The organism is Photobacterium piscicola (assembly GCF_900166965.1).
Lineage (GTDB): Bacteria > Pseudomonadota > Gammaproteobacteria > Enterobacterales > Vibrionaceae > Photobacterium > Photobacterium piscicola.
In genome coordinates, this window is record NZ_FUZI01000001.1 from 437,392 (window position 1) to 452,631 (window position 15,240).

Genomic DNA, 15,240 nt, shown 5'->3' on the forward strand with positions numbered 1-15,240 from the left:
GTAAATATACTGAATCGTTACCTAGGTTTTAGGTAATAATAAAATTAACCATCAATAATAAATAATCGACGGTAATTAATAGAAATATGGATTGCTTTCATTATTATAAAAACGCCAGTCATGAAGACTGGCGTTGGATTCCTTATTAAGCAGCAGTGTGTGCTAATTTCTGTTTGTTTTCTTCATCAATAATTTCACTAAGAAGACTTGTGAATACATCGCGAAGGTTATTCCAGTAATTATTAAAACGAATTTCATCACGTAGGAAGTGAGTCATTACCGCTGAACGAAGAATATAAACAGAACCGACAGTGTTCCACTCATTTTCACTAAAGCCACGGTTTTCAGCATAGATACGTGGAGTTTGACCATATTCTTCTTCTGATAGAGAAGTAGAAGAGGTTAAGAAGTCTTTAGTGTAGGTACGACCTGTTGCGTAAGAACATAATTCGTAAATGCGTTGGTTAAGTTTATTGTGAGCTTCTAAGCTGTCATTGCCAATTTCTTTGAAAGTAAAATCAACCATATGAAAGTCAGGGTGCATAAGAGGGCGAACCTCAAAGCGACGGCCATCAACAACAAAAGGTTCTGCTGTAGCAAGTTTTTTCGCAAACCAATCAGCGGTCACAATACCACGACCAATAACATGGCCGTAGCCACTGATATTTAGTGGAACAAGACGGTGTGCAGCCCAAACTGCTGCTGCCGTTGCACCTGCTTTAGAGCCTTCCATAATAGAAGATCCAAGCACGACTTGTTTATTTTCTTCATTATCATCGTCAGCTTCTTCAAAAACATAAGCTGCGTGGTAAGAGATCAAATCAACAATACGCTTATCTTTCATCGCAACAGCGCCAGCCGCATATTGAATGAAACCCACTTTATGTGGATCGACAGTGATAGAATCTGCTTCAGACATTGCCGCAAATGCATCATAAACGGCACGCTTAGGCCATACTACACCTTCTGGAATCACATCATCGTTACGATAACGTTCAATCAGTGCATCGTATTCCATGAATTGATTGTTATCATCAAGGAACATTGAGCGTACATAACCGCCGTATGCTGCATCAATATGAACGTAGAAAGAAGCACCGTATTTTTGTTCACATTCTTGACGAAGTTTCATCACTTCATGAACTGCATCAATAGAACCTTCTTCGGTTGTACCGACAACAGATACCATACCAAGAATAGGTGTACCTTCTTCCATAAGCTTAAAGGTGACTTCACGCATTTTTTCAATATCAGTACGGTAGTTACCATCAACATCTAGGGGAACAATGTGCTCTTGACCTAGGCCAAGGACATCCATTGCTTTCATCCAAGAGTAGTGTTTAGAACGAGGCACTAAGAACTTACCTAGTTTACCCGCATCAACCCCGACACCACGAGCTGTTAACGCCCTTACTTCTTCAAAAATACCGCGTTTTTTCAATTCATCAGTTAGATCAAGAATATCTTTAGACTTCATGTTAAGTAACTGATGTTCAGTCATGTCAGCGACAAGATCTTTTGATTTTTCACAAGCGGCAATAGCAAGAGGCATGGTTTTAAGGTTACGTGCAACCCAAACACCTTCATAGTTAGCAACCGTACCACCAGAAGTAATGTGTGCCCAAGATTTGTTAACATCGTAGCCAAACATGCGGCATAGGTCATGACCTGCAGCTAACTCAAGTTCTGTTGTCACAGGAGAAGCTTCGTGTGCACAGTTATTTGGGTTGTAAAGCATGGTCATCACGTATGCAAGGTTTGACACCATTAACGTATCAGCGTTCATGTGGCCAAGGTAACGAGGTGAGAACCAAGGCACTGACTGTGTTTTAAGGCGTGCTGATAAATCTTGTAGAATACCTTCTGTACGGTAAAGCGTATCGCGAAAATCTGGTTGGTGTTGAGTCACCGGTGTCATTAATGGTGCATCTTCTGGATGGAAATCTGAACGCCAGTGCATATGTTCACTGATTGCATAATCCATCATTTCTTTGAAAAATACTTGGTTTTCTGATTTTGGACCTAAAAATAGGGCATCCACGTTCATTTTGTCGCTCATAATAAAACCTATTTACTTATCAATAAACGCAACTCAAAAGACCGTTTATCAGTCGTAATGAATATCTTGTTTTAGTAGTTAATTTAATAATTTTTGGTCTGAGACCGCTAAATCGATTGTGATAAGAGGAACAGCCATTGCTGGTAAATATGAATGGTGATGGCTGTTCTCTTTATTTCCTGCGATAGCGTCGATAAACGTTAAGGAGGTTTAACTTAATTAGTGTGCTTTAACAGCGGCTTTAGCTAATTCTGCTTTGTTTGAGCGTTTACCCCATGCGTATACAATAATTGGGATAATAATCATGATAACTAAGCCAAAGAACTGGAAGTTGAAGTAGTCATGTGCTGTACCGACATAACTTGATGGTGGTTGGAAACCGAAGTAACCAGCTAATAGACATGTTGCGATACCAAGACCTGAACAAATCCACATACCGATATTGCCACCAGGAACCGTAAAGCTACGTTTGATATCAGGGCGTTTGTAACGTAAGTAGATAGCAGCAGAGAACATCAATAGGTAAGCAACGATGTAAACAAGAGACGTTAGACCCAATAGCATAAAGTAGAATGAATCTACGTTAGGCATTACACAGATAAGCACACCAACAATTGAGATTAGGATAGCTTGTAGGTAAATAAGGTTAACAGGTACGCCTTCTTTGTTAGTTTTTTGCAGTACTTTTGGTAGAGCGCCAGCGTTAGCTGTTGCTTGTAGACCACGAACAGGACCTAGCACCCAAGAGTTAACTTGACCCGCTAGACCGATAGCCATACAAATTGCCATAATAGGTGTTAACCAGCCTAGATCCCACATATTGAAGTACGTTTGGAAAGCTTGGATAAGACCCGCTGTCATTGAGATGTGCTTAGTTGGAATACCAATGAAGATAGCAAATGAACCAACAACAGACACGATAACAACAAACAGTGCGACTAAGAAAACTGCAATAGGGTAGTTGCGTTCAGCATTTTTAACATGAGATACGTTAGATGCTGATACTTCCATCCCCATTACTACGAATACGAAGCCAATAAACAGTGCCCAAGTACCTTTGTCTGAAAAATCAGGAATAAGGTTAGCTGTAGTTAATGAAAGATCAGTAACAATAGGGTGACCGCCAACAAGGTAAGCGACAGCACATGCTACAAGGACGAAGAATGGTAAAAACACACCCAAGATTACACAAAGAGTGGATACCCAACCTAGTGTTTTAACACCACGCATATTACCTAGCGTACATGCCCAATAAACCACTAAGATGACGGCAAGAATGTACATCTTGTTTTGTGCTAATGCAGGATCAAAAGCATACGCAAATATTGCACCGACAATCATCAGAATTGATGTCATGCCGAAAACCATTTGAATCCATTGCATCCATACTGCAACGAAACCCATACGTTCGCCAAATGCTTCACGAACCCAAATAAAAATACCACCATCTTCAGGCCAAGCTGTTGCAAGCTCTGCCGAAACAAGTGCCGTTGGAATCATGAAACAAATTGCTGCAGCTAGCGTTAAGAATATCGTCATCATTCCGGGCTGGGCTGTCATTGGGAGTGTACGTACACTCATAACAACCGCAGCGGTAATCATAACGAAACTAAATACGCCAATTTTAGCGGGTGAAGAATTGGAGTTAGCCATTATAGACCTCAAAATCTGTCAGTTAAGCAGTAAAGACTTAAAAAACGATACTCTGTAAGCTAATAAAAATATCGATATTTAAACTGTCTGTCCGTAAAAATCGATTTTATCTTAATGATCGATTTTGCATTTGTGAAGTGAATTAGCCGCACAAATAGTGATAGTTTAATTTGCATTTTTAAGCATTTGTGGTTGTGACTGTTGAGGTATATCGCAGCATGCTTTTATGGTATTAGCGCGGGAATAATCATGCGTTAACGTAATAGGCGGAAAATAAGAAGCAGAATAATACTTGCTGTAAATGCGCTAATAGTCGCAATGAATAGCGTAATTGCAGGAGATAAAATATACAGGGAAATATAATGGCTATTGGTATCACTGATAATGTTGATAACATAAGGCATTGTAATTGAAAAACATATACAAGTTATCCATGAAAAAAAGAGTACCCAAGCAGAGTATGATCGAATTTCTGTAAGGACTTTGTTATGGAAATATTCATATTGCTTAATAATATAATGAAATCCAAATAGTGGAATTAATGCCCACAAAATGATGGATAGGCTAAATATACCGTGTTGGTTATGCCAATTGAACATGATGATATTAATGATAAATATGCTAAAAATAGAATAAATACGGTAATTCATAAATAATAGTTAGTTAGACATCAGTGTCGAGTATTATATTTTTTATACGACATAAATAACGCTATATTGCTCATGAAAAAGCACGAAAGCGACTATTTCTAAATATTGTGGTTATAAATATAATATTTAGAGTATTTTAGTCTACATATAGTATATTAAGATGTCGCTATGGTATTAAAGTGTGTCGTAATGAATAGTTTAAGCTCTTAATTTTAAAGGCTTGCGTTCATCTCTGCATCATAAACTATCATTGTTGATTGAAAAGCTTGAGTGTTGTAGATAATTAACTATCTGTATTGAATGGTGCATTAATGCGCTACTAAATGGACGAGTTGAATTTTACGTGATTAGTTATTCACTTTAAGCGTATTAAATTAATAATGACATAGATAGAAACTGCATGTCTTTTCGTAGTATGTAGTGAGAATAATCATTCGATAATGATAAGTAATTGGCTTTTTTAAAGCTGTGTTTTGTATTTTATTGTATGTAATGAAGACTAGATAGTTGATATGAACAAAAACAACTTTGCAACCATAAGTGATAGAGTAATGTGTCAAATTCGGCATGACATTTTATGTGGTGAATTTGAAGCCGGACAGAAACTTATTCTGAGTGAGTTAAAAGAACGCTACCAAGTTGGTGGCACCCCTTTGCGAGAAGCAATGGTGCAATTGTCGTGGCAAAAATACGTTACCATGAAACCACAGAAAGGGTTTTGGGTAGCGAATGTTTCTCTCGATGAATTACGAGGTATTTTAAAAACGCGGTTAGCATTAGGTCATGTGGCGCTGCAAGATGCGATTAAAAAAGGTGATGAAGCTTGGGAATTGCAGATTTTAACGGCTTTTCATAAGCTTAATCGCTTAAATCCAGAATCTGCTTTATTTGATTATGATGAATGGGAATTGCGTCATAAAGAATTTCATTTATCGTTAATTTCATGCGAAGGCTCTGAATTTATTCGTGGCATGATTTCACATATTTATGATCAGCAAGAACGCTATCGCCACTTCTTATTGAATGCCCGTTTATCGCCAGAAAAACAGTATCATGATAACGGAGAGCACGAAGCACTAATGAAAGCCGTGTTAGCACGTAATGTTGAGCTCGCATGCCAGTTATTACAAGAACACAGTGAACGTTTATATTCTTTACTTGAAGCGGCACCATCGTTACAAGCATTATTACATTTGCCTAATGACAAAACCATGTGGTGATACAGTAATATTTTGATGAAGTAATAAGGGGAATATTAACGATGAAAGGTAAACATTGCTCTATTATGGTTGAGTTAATTGTTGCGTAAATTTCATCGTAATAAAGTTTACCTCTTATAATGACATTATATGATGTTGGGCGATGTTTAAGGACGTTCGTCGCCATTACATTAAAAATATTGATATTTAGATGATTTATGAATATCAAATGGTTGAGTCATTATACTCAAACTCTATAGTCAAACCTTTAATGATTTATCATTCCTATATGGATGGTTATTCTTAAACAAAGTGAGAATTATCATTTTTCTAATGACGGCTTGAAATTGAAATGCTAATTTAAATTCATGCCTCTATAAACGGAATTTGCTTAATGTTTTCACAACTTTCTCCCGCACAACCCGATCCCATATTGTCATTATCGCTAATTTATAATGCTGATCAGCGTGATCATAAAATGGATCTGGGTATTGGTGTTTATCGTAATAATCAAGGCCAAACGCCTATTATGGCCGCGATTTCTCAAGCAGAACAACGCTTACTTCAAACTCAAACGACAAAATCATATGTTGGTCTTGCGGGGAGTGAAGTTTTTAATCAATGCATGATTGATCTTTTATTAGCTGACACTTCGGCTCATAGTCGTACTGCGGGTGTTCAAACCCCTGGTGGTAGCGGAGCATTACGTATGCTTGCAGATCTGATGCACGTAGCTAATGAGAATACTACCGTGTGGTTAACTGATTTAAGTTACGTTAACCATCGACCAGTAATGGAAGCTGCTGGGTTAAAAGTGAAATATTATCCTTATTTTGATCGTGATACTAAACAAGTAAACACCGATGCAATGCTATCAGCGCTAGCACAAGCAGGGGCGAATGATGTGGTATTACTGCATGGTTGTTGCCACAATCCAACGGGTGCGGATATTAATTTCGAAGCTTGGCAAGCGATTACCGCATTAGCCAATAACAATGGTTTTATCCCCTTTGTTGATATGGCCTATCTTGGCTTTGGTGATGGTCTTGAAAAAGATGGCGCAGGCTTGAAATTCATGGCTGATAACATTGAAGAAATGATGATCGCCACTTCATGTTCTAAGAACTTTGGATTATATCGCGAGCGTACCGGTGCCGCCTTATTGGTGGGTGATACGTTGTCAAATGCGCAAAAAGCCAAAGGTCGAATTTTGACGTTAGCACGAGCCAGCTATACCATGCCGCCGGATCACGGTGCAGCATTAGTAGCTGATATATTAACATCCAGTATGTTAACCGCGGTGTGGAAGCAAGAGCTGATTATGATGCAACAACGCATTATTGGTTTACGCCAGAGCCTTGTAAATACATTGGCTGCTAAAGGGTGCGATCAATTTAGTTTTATTGCTGATCATAAAGGTATGTTTTCAATGACAGGTTTATCACCTGAGAAAATTATGCGATTACGTGATGAATTTGCTATTTATGCGGTGGGTGATGGCCGTATTAATGTTGCAGGATTACAAGAACAACAGATAGATGCTTTAGCGACAGCATTAATGACGGTTTCTCAGTAACGTTATTCTTGTGTTGTTAAAAAATAATAGGCTAAATATAACAAGAGGCACTCAATAGTGTGCCTCTTCGTCTTGCATTACAAAGTAAGGGGTTATTTCCCCGCGATCTTAGCGGCTAATTGTCCCTGCATTGTATAGATATTAGTTTTGCCATTAAATTCTAAGCTAATTGGATCATGTTGGCCTGAAATCCACAATTTTAATTCTGCATCTAGATCGAAATGGCCTGTGCTTTCAATTGTATACATAGTGATTGACTTATAAGGCACTGAGCGGTATTCCACTTTTCTGCCTGTCATTCCTTGCTTATCAATCAATATTAAACGGCGATCTGTTAAAATGATCATGTCGCGAATAAGTTTATAAGCTAATTCGATGTGCTCACCTTGACCAAGAATCGTTGATAATTCTTCAGTTGCCTCTTCAAGATCCATCTCGCCAGCATTACCTAAGATAGCATTAAAAAATCCCATGAATGATTCCTTTTAAAATAACAAAATAAGCACTAATTTATATCTTTAGAGTGTAATCGAATTGCGTTTTTTATACTAGTCACGATTTGAGCCTCCAGTTTGCTTTGCACATCAAGGTTTTTATTAACAATTATGTTTATTATGGCGTTTTGTTATTAATATGTGTGCTAATGCTTATGAAGTTATCCTATCTACATGCTTTTCGTGCTGTTGTTGAATGCCAAACAGTCACTGCAGCAGCAGAGTTATTGAATATTAGTCAGCCAGCCGTAAGCCGTTTATTATCCAGTTTAGAAGAACAATTAAAATTTAAACTGTTTATTCGTCAACGTAATCGATTGATATTAAGTGACGAAGGCCAAGCTTTTTATTTAGAAGTGGCCAAAGTTTTTGATGCAGTGAATGGATTAGACAGCGCAGCGGAAGCGATTCGAACCCATCATTTAGGATCATTAACTATTGCAGCTATGCCTGTGCTTTCTCATGCTTTTTTGCCGCGTATATTAGCCAATTTCTTACAACATAATTGTCAAACTAAAATTGGTCTCAAGACGTTCCGTTCTGAAGATGTTGTACGCCAAATTCAAGCACAAACCACAGATATTGGATTTGCGTTTACAACTGAAGATGTAGCTGGGGTCAATAGTCAGACAGTGACATGCGAGTGTGTTGCATTAATTCCAGCCTCATCGCCATTAGCACAAAAAACAACAATATCCGTGACCGATCTTGGTAATGAATGTGTGATTAGGCATGAAAAAGACATGATTCAGCGTTGTATTGATAATTTATTACGCCGTCACGATATTAAAATTAATAAGCAAATTGAAGTTTCACTAGCTAGTACTGCTGCCGCTTTAGTCGCAGAAGGGGTTGGAATTGCTATCACTGATCCGTTTACCGCGTATTTAGCTAATGAAACTCGTGATGTGGTGATGCGCCCGTTAGCATTTAATTTACCGTTTGAGTTTACTATTTTGTATCCAGGCTTAAGACCTATTCATCGTCACGCAGAACGGTTTATTGAACAGTTTATGTTAACCGCTGACAGTATGGATATTTACCTAAAAATAGGTCCTATGCATAGCTTGGCATAATGCTAACAAGGAACAGATCACATTGTATTGCAGATAATGGTTACAATGTTTTTTGTTTTAACTTGTTGTATTTTAGATGCTTATTTTTGTTTTATTGATGAGCTATAACTTAAAGACATAGCCTATTTAGATTACAGTATTATTTTTTAGTCATCATTTTTCTTAATGTGATTTTGTCTTATAACATCATCTTAAGGAATAATCATGACAACGCGTGTTGCTATTATTGGGTCAGGTAACGCAGGGCTGACAGCAGCATATCATCTGACACGACAAGGCGCAGAGGTGTGTTTATATGGTGCAGCAGGATTTGATCAACCACTCACAGACATAGAAGCGCAAGGTGGAATCACGGCATTAGCCTCGTGTAATGATGTTGAATTATCTTTTGCAGGTTTTCAAGCTATTGATACGATCACGCGTGATTTAAAACAAGCGGTTGATTACGCAGATATATTGATTTTACCCGTCCCTTCTTTTGCTCAAGAACCTTTGTTTCGCTCAATGCTACCGTATTTAAAGAGTGGGCAGTTAATCATGCTAATGCCAGGGAACTATGGATCGTTGGTGTTAAATAAAATCAAGTGTGATGAAGGCTACCAAGATGTTGATATTACCTTCGTTGATGCGATTTCTATTCCATGGGCGACACGTATTGTTGGTCCTGCCGAGCTGGCTATTTTAGGCATGAAAACGCATCTTCCTGTTGCAGCTTTGCCTGGCAGTCGCACCCAAGCAGCCATTGCACGTTTACAACCATTGATGCCATTACCATTAACGGCTTTAGAAAACGTGATTATGGCGGGATTAGAAAATATTAACTTCGGCGGTCATCCATTGCTCACCACTTTAAATATGGGGCTACTGGAAAACTTTGACGGTCAATTTAACTATTACAAAGACTGCTGTTCAGTATCTACGGCGCGCGCTGCTGCGGTAATGGAAGCTGAGCGATTAGCCATTGGTCAAGCATTGGGCTTGAATTTAAAGACTGAATTAGAGGCGATGAATGCACTATATGACATGGAGTGTAAAACAGTTTACGACGTTAATCGTACTTCTGAAACCCACGGTAAATTAAACAGCGCACCTAATTGTTCAAGTAATCGCTATATCACTGAAGATGCCGCTTACTTATTGGTTCCATGTTATGAATTTGCGCAATTAACAGGCATTGAAACACCGATTATTACTGCTTGTCTACATATTGATAATGCCTATAACAATGCTGATTATTTTAAAGATGGTCGTACATTAAAACAAATGGGGCTCGATGGAATGCCAACTGCTGACATGATGGCTTTCGTTGCATAACAAGAAGATGGCCTAACCATCTCTAGATGGGACGCTGGGAATAGCGTCCCAATAATTTAAGGATATCTGTATGAAAACGCTTAAATTTCCTTCAGCCTACACAATTTTAATGTTACTTACCGTCTTAATGGCTGCATTAACATGGTTGATCCCTGCGGGTCAGTATCAAATGGTCAATAATGAAACCTTGGGTAAGATGGTGCCGTTGGTTGGCTCTTATCAAACCGTTGAAGCAAATCCTCAAGGCTTTCTTGATATATTAATGGCACCGATTCAAGGGTTTTATGATCCCGCCAATTATATGGCACGAGCGGTTGATGTTGCTTTATTTGTACTGGTGATTGGCGGTTATCTTGCCGTGGTTACTCAAACGGGTGCCATTGATGCCGGTATTGCGAAAACCATGGCTCGCTTAGGGGGCAAAGAGCGTTGGATGATCCCTATTTTAATGGGGTTATTTGCGCTAGGTGGCACTGTTTATGGTATGGCGGAAGAGACCATTCCATTTTATGCCTTACTGATTCCGGTGATGATTGCAGCAGGTTATGATTCCGTTGTCGGGGTTGCGATTATTATGGTGGGCGCCGGAATTGGGTGTTTAGGTTCTACCATTAACCCTTTTGCAACGGTGATTGCCTCTAATGCTGCTGAAATTAACTTTGTTGATGGTATCTGGCTACGACTGGCTATCCTTATTATTGGCTGGCTTGCGTGTGTGATTTATGTGATGCGCTACGCCGATAAAGTAAAACGCGATCCATCACAATCTTTAGTTGCAGAGCAAGGTGAAGCGAATAGAGAATACTTTTTACATGGTAGTGGTGAAAGTGCACCTGAATTAACCTTAACCCGTAAAATTGTGTTAGCTATTTTTGGATTAACTTTTGCGATTATGATGTGGGGTGTTGCATCCCAAGGCTGGTGGATGGCTGAGCTTTCTGCATTATTTATTGGTTCAAGTATCGTTGCTGGTTTAGTCGGCAAATTATCTGAAGTGGAAATCACCGATAGCTTTATTAATGGTGCGCGAGATTTATTAGGTGTCGCGTTAATAATTGCTATTGCTCGTGGGTTAGTGGTGGTGATGGACGACGGTAATATCACCCATACTATTTTAAATTTCGCGGAAGGATTATTAGTTGGTTTGCCACAAATTTTATTTATTAACGCTATTTATTGGATAGAAGCGGTATTGTGCTTAGTTGTGCCTTCTTCTTCAGGGTTAGCGGTATTATCAATGCCTATCTTGGCACCATTAGCTGACTTTGCAGGTGTTGGGCGTGAGTTGGTGGTGACGGCTTTTCAATCTGCTTCTGGTTTACCTAACTTAGTAACGCCGACATCGGGTGTTGTGATGGGGGGCTTGGCGATTGGGCGTATAGGTTACTCAACATGGCTACGCTTTATTGGGCCATTGTTAGGATTCCTAACGGCAATGGTCATGGTGTTATTAAGTGTGGGCGTGATGCTAGGCTAATTTTTATTACAGTTTATTAATTTATTATGATGAATAGACTAGCAAGGGTATTGAGATCACCCTTGCTAGTTTTTTTATGTTTTTTAATTACGCATCATGATAATTTTTTTAGTGTAATCAATCACAAATTGCTGACAATCAACAGCTGTTTGTGGATCAAAATCTTGGTTGTGTAGATCAGTATTAGACAAGATACGAATACCAATAAAAGGCACTTTATAAGCTTGAGCGACTAATGCTGCTGATGATGTTTCCATTTCTTCAACTGAGGTATTGTATGTTTTATGGAGCCAGTTAATGCGATCAACTTCGCGATTCCATTCATCTGCGGTACCAATGACACCCGTCACCACTTTGCCTTTTGTGTAACTGTTCGCCATGGTGGTCGCGATATGCAGTAAACCTTTGTCGGCAGCAAAATTATTATGCTCAACTAACTTACCTTGCTCACGTAAACGCATCGTAACGCTAAAATTTTGCCATTTTGTCGGTGCAATACCTTTTCCTTGTGCGGTAAATTCTGATTTATATGCGCCCATATTGAAGCTGGTTTTGCCTATTACGATATCACCACGTTGTAATTGTGGATCATGACCGCCAGCTGTGCCTTGGTTAATGATTAAAGCAGGTTTAAAGCGTTCAATGGCAAGTGTTGTTGCTGCGGCAGCATTGGCAATTCCGACTTCTGTTCTTGAAATGATAACAGGGTAGTCGTTAATGGTTCCTTGCCAAAATGACCATGACCCCAGAGTGACTTCAGACTTTTCTTTTAAGGCGGCAATAAGTGTTGTGGTCTCTATATCCATGGCACCTTGAATTAAGATTGGGCCAGAAGTAGGCGTAGCAGCCATACTCATCGGTGAGAGCATGATGCAGCAAAGTAGAAGACCACGTTTGAGTAATAACATTAATGTTCCTTAAAGAAAGTAAAGAGAATAACTCTGTGCAATGTAAGCAAAGCAAACGTTTGCGTCAATGATTTTATGTAATTTAATTTAATATACATGGCTATGTTGTGATCTTTGTTGTTTATGCTTTTTGGGGGGAGGTTGCTATTTTTGATTAAATTTGAATAAAAAAAATCCCTCAACCGTTTAAGGAGGAGGGATTTTTTAATATCGGGTTAAAAATTAAAAGATAAATTGGTAAATAAATCCAGCACTGATAGCCATGCCAAGAATTACCACTAAGAATGCGATAATCATTTGATTCTTAAAAATTGATTTAAGTAAGATAACCTCGGTTAAACTTGCCCCCGCACTACCAATGATCAAGGCCATTACCGCGCCTAATCCCATGCCTTTTGCAGCTAATGCAGCACTTAATGGAATAACGGCTTCTGCACGAATATAAAGTGGAATACCAATTATGGCTGCAATGGGAATTGCAAATGGGTTATTTTCACTGGCAACTTTAGCCACAAATTCTGTTGGCATAAAGCCATAAATCATCGAACCTAAAGCGATACCGCCAATCAAGTAAGGCAACACTTTTTTGAAATCAGCCCATGTCGAGTGCCAAATTTTAAGCCATTTGTTTACTGGTTTTGGGATCGAACTACAGCTTGATCCACAGCATGATGGTTTTGGCTCGCTATAGGCTTCATCTTTGATGTATTTTTCAAAACCTAATTTTTCCAGTAAATAGCCTGCAATAATTGAGACACCCATCGCCATTACAAAATAAAATACAGTGACTTTTATGCCAAAAGTTACCGCAAATAAACCAACAATAATGGGATTAAGCAAAGGACTGGCAAATAAAAATACCATCATAGTGCCAAATCCTGCTTTTGCTCGCAGTAATCCTTTTAAAAATGGAATAGTTGAACATGAACAAAAAGGAGTAATAGCACCAAGTAAGCCTGCAATGAAATAGCCTTTACCATTTTTACCGCTAAGAATGGATTGAATTTTAGCGGGGGGAATATACACCTGTAATATGCCAACGAGGTAACTAATTGCAAGAAATAGTACTGTAAGTTCAACGGCAAGAAAACCAAACATTTGTAAGGTATTGGTTATCATCTCGGATGTTATTGTAAACATATTAATTCTCTATATTTCTAGTATTGTCGAAATATAAAGGTAAACGAGAGTGTTGTCAAAATTATATTTCTATAAGTGTGGAAATATTTTCATTAAGAAAAATATAAAATAATTAAGATATTGAAAATTAGGATTTTAGTTACTATCGTTGTTCGTCAATACAACATTCATCTTGTAAAAAACTGATGACACTGGTTAAAGCATCATATTGTGCGACACAAAAGAGTGTACGTCCTTCACGACGTTGGGTGAGTAACCCAGCCGAAGCAAGGCTAGAAATGTGGTGAGAAAGGGTTGAGCCTGGAATAGCCAGTTGCTGTTGAATATCCCCGACAGCAATGCCTTGATAGCCCGCTTTAATGACGCGCTTAAAAATGGCTAAACGGGTTGGGTGGCCTAATTCTTTAAGTGATTTAGCAATTTGGATGGTATCTATTTGATGACACGTCATAGTAAAGCTGACCTTTTATATTGGTTTTTATTTCTATTATTGTGGAAATATAGCGAATTCTGATAAAAAAAGAAAGCGAACAGAAGCCGCTATTTATCTACAATTATCACAGTAACAATATCAACAGTCATTTATTCTATCTTAAATCACTCATAATCGTTGCTATATAGATGTAATAGCATCAATCAATAGAGCTAATAGAAGATATAATGCCCAAAAAAATCATATTAGATACCGATCCTGGAATTGACGATGCGATGGCAATTTTATTTGCTGAAGCACATCCTGATATTGAATTGGTTGCACTTACTACTGTTTTTGGTAATGCAACTATTGAAAATGGTACTCGTAATGCGTTGTATCTTAAGCACCGCTTTAAGATGACGGCAGATATTGCTCAAGGGGCGAGTCAACCTTTGGTTCGTAGTCCTGTTGGTCCGACGGAAGTTGTTCATGGCATTACAGGCTTAGGCGATTTCCATGTGCCTGATGATTTTGTTGGTCATCCTGATCCACGTCCAGCTTACCAATATATAATCGATACTGTAAAAGCCCATCCTCATGAAATTACGTTGGTGGCTGTAGGTCCACTAACCAATCTTGCTTTAGCCCTACAAGCAGCACCAGAAATAGCTCAATTAGTTGGTCAAGTTGTGATTATGGGGGGAGCATTTGGTGAAAATGATCATCGCGGCAATGTCACTCCTTATGCCGAAGCCAATATTCATGATGATCCTCATGCTGCCGATATTGTGTTTTGTGCGCCTTGGCCTGTAACTATCATTGGACTTGATGTTACTGAAGAAAGTTTCTTTAGTGCTTATTATCTTGACCAATTACGCCATGATGCTGCTGATATGGGGGAATTCATCTTTACTATCAGTCGTTATTATTTACGTTTCTATTCACAGAAGGTAGGGCTTGATGGTTGTCATGTACATGATCCGTCAGCTATTGCTTATGTGATTGATCCTGAATTATTTATAACTCGAAAAGGGGCTGTACGTGTTGTTTGTGAAGGGCCTGCAAGTGGTATGACAATTCAGAAATTAGATACAAAGCAATACCAAACTGATGAATGGTCATCAATGCCCGCTCAAGAGGTAGGTATTAGTGTTGACTCCGCACAATTGTTAGACTTGTATCAAAAGACCCTTATTGATTATTCTCATAACCAATAAGATAAGCTGGGATATTAGTATAATAATAAAGGCTATCTATGATTGATAGCCTTTAAATTTAT

The 15,240-nt window shown here is 38.6% G+C and carries 12 protein-coding genes; 6 read left to right on the forward strand and 6 right to left on the reverse strand.

Going from position 1 to position 15,240, the window contains the following annotated elements; all coding sequences use genetic code 11:
* Nucleotides 1-145: 145 nt before the first annotated feature.
* Nucleotides 146-2,059 carry a pyridoxal phosphate-dependent decarboxylase family protein gene (locus tag CZ809_RS02020; protein ID WP_080155770.1) on the reverse strand — a complete coding sequence of 638 codons (1,914 nt, stop codon included), beginning with the start codon at nt 2,057-2,059 and terminating at the stop codon, nt 146-148.
* A gap of 219 nt (nt 2,060-2,278) precedes the next feature.
* Nucleotides 2,279-3,712 (reverse strand): amino acid permease, encoded by a 1,434-nt coding sequence (locus CZ809_RS02025; RefSeq protein ID WP_080155771.1) that lies wholly within the window; start codon nt 3,710-3,712, stop codon nt 2,279-2,281.
* A gap of 1,201 nt (nt 3,713-4,913) precedes the next feature.
* On the opposite strand from CZ809_RS02025, the gene CZ809_RS02030 reads away from it, so the two are divergent.
* Nucleotides 4,914-5,582, forward strand: a complete 669-nt coding sequence (locus CZ809_RS02030) for an FCD domain-containing protein (protein WP_235865758.1) — start codon at nt 4,914-4,916, stop codon at nt 5,580-5,582.
* 373 nt (nt 5,583-5,955) lie between these two features.
* Entirely contained in the window at nt 5,956-7,137 is a 1,182-nt protein-coding gene (locus CZ809_RS02035) for an amino acid aminotransferase (RefSeq protein WP_080155773.1), read from the forward strand.
* A 92-nt stretch (nt 7,138-7,229) separates the two neighbouring features.
* Here CZ809_RS02035 and CZ809_RS02040 read toward each other — a convergent pair whose 3' ends face one another.
* Complete coding sequence (locus CZ809_RS02040) at nt 7,230-7,610, reverse strand: PH domain-containing protein (RefSeq protein ID WP_080155774.1); 381 nt, start codon at nt 7,608-7,610, stop codon at nt 7,230-7,232.
* A gap of 176 nt (nt 7,611-7,786) precedes the next feature.
* On the opposite strand from CZ809_RS02040, the gene CZ809_RS02045 reads away from it, so the two are divergent.
* The 3 genes from CZ809_RS02045 (at nt 7,787) to CZ809_RS02055 (ending at nt 11,498) form a co-directional block, all read left to right on the forward strand.
* Nucleotides 7,787-8,707 (forward strand): LysR family transcriptional regulator, encoded by a 921-nt coding sequence (locus tag CZ809_RS02045; protein WP_080155775.1) that lies wholly within the window; start codon nt 7,787-7,789, stop codon nt 8,705-8,707.
* Nucleotides 8,708-8,911: 204 nt separating this feature from the next.
* Nucleotides 8,912-10,021 carry an NAD/NADP-dependent octopine/nopaline dehydrogenase family protein gene (locus tag CZ809_RS02050; protein ID WP_080155776.1) on the forward strand — a complete coding sequence of 370 codons (1,110 nt, stop codon included), beginning with the start codon at nt 8,912-8,914 and terminating at the stop codon, nt 10,019-10,021.
* A 70-nt stretch (nt 10,022-10,091) separates the two neighbouring features.
* Nucleotides 10,092-11,498 (forward strand): YfcC family protein, encoded by a 1,407-nt coding sequence (locus CZ809_RS02055; RefSeq protein WP_080155777.1) that lies wholly within the window; start codon nt 10,092-10,094, stop codon nt 11,496-11,498.
* 83 nt (nt 11,499-11,581) lie between these two features.
* Here the strand turns inward: CZ809_RS02055 and CZ809_RS02060 are convergent, their stop codons facing one another.
* From CZ809_RS02060 to CZ809_RS02070, 3 genes are all read right to left on the reverse strand, one after another.
* Entirely contained in the window at nt 11,582-12,406 is an 825-nt protein-coding gene (locus CZ809_RS02060) for a 5'-methylthioadenosine/S-adenosylhomocysteine nucleosidase (RefSeq protein ID WP_080155778.1), read from the reverse strand.
* A gap of 222 nt (nt 12,407-12,628) precedes the next feature.
* Complete coding sequence (locus CZ809_RS02065; RefSeq protein ID WP_080155779.1) at nt 12,629-13,546, reverse strand: permease; 918 nt, start codon at nt 13,544-13,546, stop codon at nt 12,629-12,631.
* A 142-nt stretch (nt 13,547-13,688) separates the two neighbouring features.
* Nucleotides 13,689-13,997 carry an ArsR/SmtB family transcription factor gene (locus tag CZ809_RS02070; RefSeq protein WP_369925431.1) on the reverse strand — a complete coding sequence of 103 codons (309 nt, stop codon included), beginning with the start codon at nt 13,995-13,997 and terminating at the stop codon, nt 13,689-13,691.
* A 209-nt stretch (nt 13,998-14,206) separates the two neighbouring features.
* Here CZ809_RS02070 and CZ809_RS02075 point away from each other — a divergent pair, with 209 nt between their 5' ends.
* Entirely contained in the window at nt 14,207-15,178 is a 972-nt protein-coding gene (locus tag CZ809_RS02075; protein ID WP_080155780.1) for a nucleoside hydrolase, read from the forward strand.
* The last annotated feature ends 62 nt before the right edge of the window (nt 15,179-15,240 follow it).

Bases quoted from the DNA above. Each gene is read 5' to 3' on its own strand.
- CZ809_RS02055 (WP_080155777.1), top strand. From the start codon at position 10,092: ATGAAAACGCTTAAATTTCCTTCAGCCTACACAATTTTAATGTTACTT.
- CZ809_RS02025 (WP_080155771.1), bottom strand. From the start codon at position 3,712: ATGGCTAACTCCAATTCTTCACCCGCTAAAATTGGCGTATTTAGTTTC.
- CZ809_RS02045 (WP_080155775.1), top strand. From the start codon at position 7,787: ATGAAGTTATCCTATCTACATGCTTTTCGTGCTGTTGTTGAATGCCAA.
- CZ809_RS02020 (WP_080155770.1), bottom strand. From the start codon at position 2,059: ATGAGCGACAAAATGAACGTGGATGCCCTATTTTTAGGTCCAAAATCA.
- CZ809_RS02070 (WP_369925431.1), bottom strand. From the start codon at position 13,997: ATGACGTGTCATCAAATAGATACCATCCAAATTGCTAAATCACTTAAA.
- CZ809_RS02030 (WP_235865758.1), top strand. From the start codon at position 4,914: ATGTGTCAAATTCGGCATGACATTTTATGTGGTGAATTTGAAGCCGGA.
- CZ809_RS02050 (WP_080155776.1), top strand. From the start codon at position 8,912: ATGACAACGCGTGTTGCTATTATTGGGTCAGGTAACGCAGGGCTGACA.
- CZ809_RS02040 (WP_080155774.1), bottom strand. From the start codon at position 7,610: ATGGGATTTTTTAATGCTATCTTAGGTAATGCTGGCGAGATGGATCTT.
- CZ809_RS02075 (WP_080155780.1), top strand. From the start codon at position 14,207: ATGCCCAAAAAAATCATATTAGATACCGATCCTGGAATTGACGATGCG.
- CZ809_RS02035 (WP_080155773.1), top strand. From the start codon at position 5,956: ATGTTTTCACAACTTTCTCCCGCACAACCCGATCCCATATTGTCATTA.
- CZ809_RS02060 (WP_080155778.1), bottom strand. From the start codon at position 12,406: ATGTTATTACTCAAACGTGGTCTTCTACTTTGCTGCATCATGCTCTCA.
- CZ809_RS02065 (WP_080155779.1), bottom strand. From the start codon at position 13,546: ATGTTTACAATAACATCCGAGATGATAACCAATACCTTACAAATGTTT.